Below are 6259 nucleotides of genomic sequence, written 5' to 3' on the forward strand. Positions count from 1 at the left end.
TCGTTTCGGAGAAGAATCGTCGCATCCAGCGGAGGAAACGGCATCCACCAAACAGACGATCGTGAACAAGGCGAAACAACATGTCCGCCGTCTTCTTCCGGAGGTAACGCGGAATAACGTGCCATATTTACAGCAATCGTCCGGGACACCGATCTATCATGCCCTGTCTGAACTCAAGGGATGGTAAAAAAAGGTATACATATCCGTCTGTCATGACAAGGGATGAGAGTTCGAAAGCGCTTACGGATGAAATTCAAAAAAATGGTTCGCCAACCTATGACTTACACCTGTTTTTTAGCGAACCAAAAAAGTTCCCACAAAATCTTGACTGACTCCTTCTTTCCCGACAAGGTTGTGTTTTTTCAATAATCGGTATATAGTAAAGTAAGAGGTATGGTTTTCTGGGATTTCCCCCTGCTCGATTAGGTGTTCGTAGAACACCGTCACGGGCATGGTGGGATGTTCTTTTCTTAGGGCTAAAATATGATCCTCATCATCGGGCGACAGACGCCTTGAGTGGCCGCGGTCCGAACGGCGCTTCGGCTTTAAGGCGTCAAAGCCCCCTTTTTTGTATCGGGTGCACCAATCGAGGATCGTCTTGGCTGCGATTCGCTTGTCGCCCTGGTGGGGAACATGGTGCACTCGCTCGCTCACCTCTTTCAGATACGTCTTCGGTTCCACCTGCCCATTCACCAACGGAGCGATTAGCCCGTACCGAAACAGGGCAATGTCGTGTCTCATCGACTCATCCATTCGAATCTCCTCCTGGTCTCACTTGGAATCAGGACCGTTCCGATCCTCCTGCCCTTATCGTACCGAATTGCTTTTTCTCCGTCGATAGGAAAGGTTTGTGGGAACCTCAATCATTTCCAATTTAGGATATATATGTAAAATCAGGATCCCATTTGATTCGCAAAAGGGTGTCGGAATCCGTCCTCCCACACCTCTCTGATGACCGAATAGAGACCGTGTTCCTCCAACGTCCGGATCCACCAAGAAGCCCGTTCCTTTTCTTTTTTCACGATAGGGCCTATGATCCTCCACCGCCTCGCAAAAAAGCTATGAAGGTTTGATAGGTTTCGGTAGAACCGTCGGACATAAAAGATGATGCCGTCCTTTGTCGGGAGGAACGGAGCCTGGTTCGTCCCCTCGGTCAATCCCAACTGCTCTTTCACAACTTGCCATACGGCGGACAACGTATACTGAAAATACGGGAGGAGAAAGGAAGGCAGCACACTCACCGTCTTCAAGCATTCCCGACAGCAATACCGGACAATCCAAATGCGATAATCACCATGTGGGGTCAATGCGTTTCGCTCATAGTAACCGTGGCGGTGCAACGGGCGTTTGGCCCGGCAATGCGGACACTGTGTCAGAAGAGGGAAGTCGTTTTCTTTTCCACGCTCTGCATACGTTTGGACGTCAATGCCAAAGTCATGAAATTGAATCACGTCCTCCTCCCCTCCTCTGAACCGATGGATTTTCTCTTCCGAAATAATTCACAAAAAATTTAGCACATTCTTTCAGAAAAGGGGAGAGGGCTTTCTGAAGGAATGTGCAAAAAAATGGCTCTTTTGTTCCGAAATAAAGTGATAATTTACAGTACATTAATTAGAAACTCCAGCTCCGTGTTTGTAAGAATCGCTAACAATAAAGTTTTTTTCTCATTTTTCGTAAATGAAAAATACCCATCAACTAACTCTATTTTCTCTGGAAGCTCTTCCATATTTCCTAATGTTATTTTCTTTCCTTCTCTTTTAGGGATTAACTCCAACATGCTTTTGCACCTCCTATGCGTATAATATTTTCGATATGCACTCATTGTTTCCTTTTTCATGCGAAGCAATTGATTTTGTCGAGGAACTGGCAGCCCAAAAAAGAACCTTTTAACTGAGTCCGTAATCAAACAACTCCATTATTTAACATTAAAAGGAATTAACGATGAAAACGCTGGACAATAACGAAACTACAAGATTCAGATCTCTGATAGTATCCTACATGCAGGAACAATTAAATTATTATGAAACATTGGAGAAAGCGAGCGTAGAAGAAAATTTGGAACCTTTTGTGGCGTTAATTACAACAAAATGTGTAGAAGAAAGTTTAAGTCAATATTTACAAGCATTGGGTCTTCAATAAGTGAGAAAAATCTCTTTCCCACATACAACACTTTCTTCCTACTGAACACCTATTAAAAACCCCTATGAAACTTTATACTTTATGCTAAAGAGATAATGCCTTACTTAAATACTCCTCCCAATAATTTCCTTAATCACCTTCGATTTCATGGTGCCAAAAATACATCATCAAGATTTCAAGCTCTTGTTTTTTCCCTTTCATAAACGGCTTATTGGATATTTTTCAATAAAGAGAATCAAGATTAAACAAATTGTGTTTTTACTTTATATCGTACTCATATTTCTCCAACTATCTTGAACTCTTCCTTCTATGTATTTTTCATAAATTAATCCCCCATTCTTTTGGTGATACAATTCACCTTTTAAAATTAAATATTATTAAAAAATTATTAGAAATTAATTAAAAGCTTCTAATATTTAATATTATCAATTTACATTTAAACCTAATAATGGTTTAATATACTCAAAAAAACAGAATATAAAAGATTAGGAGGGGAATGTTATGATTCTGTCAAAAAGAACAAAAAATTTAAGTGTATTATTTGTGGCTGTATTTTTGTTTTTCTCTCTTATTACAATATCTGTTAAATCATTTACTTATGCTAAAGAAAAAGACTTAACTCTTAATGGACAAGTTACATTTGGAATTTCTTTGGATGATGCACCAAAAGACTTAATCGACAATATGAAACAAGATGGAGTACATTTTATTGGTAAATATAAAAAAGAAGGAATAGCATTAAACCCACAAGGATTAACGATAAATATAAATGATTCCAATGGAAATACAGTATCAACATTACATCCTGATGTAAATGGTTTATTCGAATCACCACAATTAGATCTAGGTAAATACGAAATTAACGTTTTATACGGAGAGAAAACCATTTATACTGATAAAGTGAAAGTCGGTAATAAAAAAACATATCAATTTAAGGCTCTCATTCCTCTTAAAAATTTTTTGGATGAAATGCATCCTGCTATAGATGAAAACGACAATCATAACGATAATAGTATGGATAACACGGGGACGATAACTATTCTGAGCCATAAATCCCCTCATATTCCTTGTAATGATTATAATGGCGTAGATTCAGATGGCAGACATGTGCATGACTGGACCCACTTCAAAGGAAGCGATTGCTATTGGGTATTTGCGGTTTGGATGCGTACACCTCAATGCGCTTTAGATAAATGGGACAGCACAGAATATTGTGACGGTACGAGAAATTGTTCACCAGCTATGGGACATCCTACAAAATTCCACTGGCACGATAATTTCGAAGGAACTAAATGGCATTACTAATATAAAAAATAAAGGGGCTTGCCGAAAAGCATTCATCCCCTTTATTTTTTGCTTGGTATGTGATCTGCATAAGGATCATATATTCCTGTTACAAGTAAAAATACAACAATGATTAAAATACCAATAAAAGTTAGCCCCATTTTGAATAAATTAGGTTTAATTTTTTTTAAAGGAATTAAAAACATTGATAAGAGAATGATAATTATAATTAATAAAATGGCTAATCCGATATTCATTGTTTCACCTTCTTATTTTTGATCTATAATCAAAAAACGCACTTAAAAATGTTTGTGTTGTAAGTCGTATATGAGTAGATTGCGATTATAAAAAAGCTTAGTATCACAAGAACAGATTAAGGAAATAAAACCAATAATTACAAAAATAATTTTGAATTTATTCTAACATTAAAAATAATTTTGATCAACAAAAATATTAAATTTTGGACAGAGAGGTTTATCAGAAAAAATTAAGGCTCTTTTCTAAAATATTGTTGCTAATAACTTAATAATGTTTACCAAATTTTTTCAAAAATAATGGCATAATAAATCTGGGAGTGATGATTATTTTAAGGTTAATATTGGTAATCATAACGATACCCTTAGTAGTCATTCATTTCGCCATTCTATACTTTTGGGTTTTCGATTGGCGAAAATTGGTTACACAAGTAGGCTTAATAAGTTGGATTGCCTCAATTATATTGGGTATTCTTGTCTATTTTGCTTATCGAAAGTTCATTAGAAACCAAAAATTTACTGTTGTCAGTAGAAAAGTATTATTTAGTTCAACTTTAATGACCATCGTTTTAGGTGTTCTTACGTTAGTTATTGAAGCAATTACAAGATCAATGCCTTAGAAGGGGATTGATTTATGCACTCCTTCTAATTGTTTCAACAGTTGTAAAATTTACTTGTTGGTAAGAGGCAAGGAACATTTCTTTCGCTTGTTCTTTTTTGGGTATCTTCTTATTCAATTCAAGAAAACGATGCCAGAATAAGTAGTTATCAAGGTATTTCGTTGCCACACTGTTTTTTGCAAGGAAAAAGTGCAGAGTATTGCAGTATATAAATTCGTTTATATTGTAAAATTCAATCTGAATTCTCGCTATTGAGGGCTTGACATGGAGCCTCTGCATGATTCTTTTGCCAAGCGGCCAGCTGTAACAGATTTGGCAAACCCAAACAGGTTATCATGACTGCCCCTCCATGTAAAGCCCCTCTGCATAACCATTTGCATAAAAATTTTGCACATCTCTGCACTTTAATGGTTCTTACGCATATTCGGTGAAATAGCGAATGATAATTAAGATAATGGGATAATTATTCGCTTCTTCATGACCATCCAAAGGCAAATCGCTAGAAACGCAATGAGTGGTTTAGCCGATTTCTCACATTTTTTGAGCTGTCACCAAAAAAGCGTAAGAACCACTTTAATTTTGCAATAAACAGCCACACCTTGAAACCTATCCATCCACTTTTTCAAATGAGTATGATACTCGTTGACGTGCTGAATATGGTAAATTCCTTTTTTGTATAGACACCTTTGCGAACATTAATGGCTTTGTGTTGTAATCCCTTCACCGCAGTGAATTTTTTATAGTTGGCTGCTGTATCTTTGCATAACAAAGCAGAGGTGTCAATATGTTTCCTAACACCTTATCAATTTCCATAGACGTAATACGATCTTTTCCTACCGTTTGGGATAGGATTTGACCATTCCTATCGTGAACGATCACCACACAAATTTGCTCTTTGGAAATGCCACGTTTTTTGGCTACACCGCTACGTTTACGAGCCTTTCTGTGAGTGATAAATTTTTTGCCTTTTTCATTCTCTAAAAAGTACGTCTCATTGCTTTCCACAATTCCTTTTAGAATTCTGATGGCCAAGAGAACGGATAGCATATAAAATTTTGTATCGCCAATAAAATGCAGTTGAAATGTGAATATCAAGTGCTTCGGCTATTTTTGGAAATATATAACCTTCAACCATCATTTCAAAGCATTTTAACCATTTATGAGGGTATCTCGTACCTGACACTCGACTAAAATTTTCAGATAACCTAAAAATCCTTGCATTATTGGAAGTATCCCTCTAAAGAGCAATACAAGCAACTAAGAAAAAACATCTGTCATAACATTGAAAATCGTTTTGAAATCTTGAAGTGAAGCACTAAAAAAAAGCTGGATACAACCAATTGAAGTACGCAACCATCCTTATACTGATGAAGAAATGTCGAAGTCGAATGCGCTCCATCGATTTTAATTATAAAGAAAATGGAAATTATATTAGATTATAGTTATAATCATATGAACAATCAGGAAACCACCCTTCTGTTTCCGTGATTTTCAATCGGTTTAGAACATGGAACAAAGCATTAGAAAGCGTTGGATTACCTACAATAAAGAAAAAATATATGGAGGAGGAAATTTTATCATCGATTTAACAACTTGTGAACTTTTACGGAGAAGAACAGATTTCTCTTGACTTACATAGACGTGTAGTATGGCTGCCAGGAGAAAACACCATTCTTCGCTATTTTGGAACGTGGGAAAATGCGTTATCTCACCTAGGTCTCACATCCAAATATAAAAAATACCCGTGGTGCTAGATAAACTCAAACAAGCATAAAAATAGCCCTTGCATGAGGATCTCCTTAAAATGAAAGTGCAACCAAACATTGAAAAGGAGAATCCCCATGCAAGAGCACTTTCATTTTACTACAGATCGAACCAAGATTCAAAAGCAATATACCGCCATTTTCTTTTTTGTCTCTGTCCAGCTGTCATCGATTCAGATGTACCTGCAGCGCCGCAACC

5 protein-coding genes and 5 pseudogenes are annotated in these 6259 nt (G+C 36.8%); 4 read left to right on the forward strand and 6 right to left on the reverse strand.

All coding sequences use genetic code 11. The features are described from left to right. Nucleotides 1-187: pseudogene (locus BM278_RS17620) on the forward strand (UPF0236 family protein); the annotation flags it as partial. Between the two features lie 149 nt (nucleotides 188-336). Here the strand turns inward: BM278_RS17620 and BM278_RS17625 are convergent. The 3 genes and pseudogenes from BM278_RS17625 to BM278_RS17635 all read right to left on the reverse strand — a co-directional run. Then, a pseudogene (locus tag BM278_RS17625) lies at nucleotides 337-753 on the reverse strand (helix-turn-helix domain-containing protein); the annotation flags it as partial. A gap of 140 nt (nucleotides 754-893) precedes the next feature. Beyond that, nucleotides 894-1451 (reverse strand): DUF6431 domain-containing protein, encoded by a 558-nt coding sequence (locus BM278_RS17630; RefSeq protein WP_090952357.1) that lies wholly within the window; start codon nucleotides 1449-1451, stop codon nucleotides 894-896. A 146-nt stretch (nucleotides 1452-1597) separates the two neighbouring features. Continuing rightward, the gene (locus tag BM278_RS17635) at nucleotides 1598-1777 is read right to left on the reverse strand and encodes a hypothetical protein (RefSeq protein ID WP_090952359.1); all 180 of its coding nucleotides are present in this window, start codon (nucleotides 1775-1777) and stop codon (nucleotides 1598-1600) included. 164 nt (nucleotides 1778-1941) lie between these two features. Here BM278_RS17635 and BM278_RS17640 point away from each other — a divergent pair, with 164 nt between their 5' ends. Together BM278_RS17640 and BM278_RS17645 are read left to right on the forward strand one after the other, a co-directional pair. Next, nucleotides 1942-2139 (forward strand): hypothetical protein, encoded by a 198-nt coding sequence (locus tag BM278_RS17640; protein WP_090952360.1) that lies wholly within the window; start codon nucleotides 1942-1944, stop codon nucleotides 2137-2139. A 501-nt stretch (nucleotides 2140-2640) separates the two neighbouring features. Then, nucleotides 2641-3444, forward strand: coding sequence for a hypothetical protein (locus BM278_RS17645; protein ID WP_090952361.1), 804 nt, complete (start codon nucleotides 2641-2643; stop codon nucleotides 3442-3444). Nucleotides 3445-3485: 41 nt separating this feature from the next. Here the strand turns inward: BM278_RS17645 and BM278_RS17650 are convergent, their stop codons facing one another. The 3 genes and pseudogenes from BM278_RS17650 to BM278_RS19780 all read right to left on the reverse strand — a co-directional run. Continuing rightward, nucleotides 3486-3680: a hypothetical protein gene (locus tag BM278_RS17650; protein ID WP_090952362.1), complete on the reverse strand. Its 195-nt coding sequence runs from the start codon at nucleotides 3678-3680 to the stop codon at nucleotides 3486-3488. Between the two features lie 629 nt (nucleotides 3681-4309). After that, nucleotides 4310-4465: pseudogene (locus tag BM278_RS18510) on the reverse strand (IS1595 family transposase); the annotation flags it as partial. A gap of 422 nt (nucleotides 4466-4887) precedes the next feature. Next, nucleotides 4888-5063, reverse strand: a pseudogene (locus BM278_RS19780) (IS1595 family transposase); the annotation flags it as partial. Nucleotides 5064-6138: 1075 nt separating this feature from the next. Here BM278_RS19780 and BM278_RS18515 point away from each other — a divergent pair. Further along, a pseudogene (locus BM278_RS18515) lies at nucleotides 6139-6259 on the forward strand (IS982 family transposase); the annotation flags it as partial.

This window comes from Parageobacillus thermantarcticus (genome assembly GCF_900111865.1).
Classification (GTDB): domain Bacteria; phylum Bacillota; class Bacilli; order Bacillales; family Anoxybacillaceae; genus Parageobacillus; species Parageobacillus thermantarcticus.

Bases quoted from the DNA above. Each gene is read 5' to 3' on its own strand.
- BM278_RS17635 (WP_090952359.1), bottom strand. From the start codon at position 1,777: ATGTTGGAGTTAATCCCTAAAAGAGAAGGAAAGAAAATAACATTAGGA.
- BM278_RS17640 (WP_090952360.1), top strand. From the start codon at position 1,942: ATGAAAACGCTGGACAATAACGAAACTACAAGATTCAGATCTCTGATA.
- BM278_RS17645 (WP_090952361.1), top strand. From the start codon at position 2,641: ATGATTCTGTCAAAAAGAACAAAAAATTTAAGTGTATTATTTGTGGCT.
- BM278_RS17650 (WP_090952362.1), bottom strand. From the start codon at position 3,680: ATGAATATCGGATTAGCCATTTTATTAATTATAATTATCATTCTCTTA.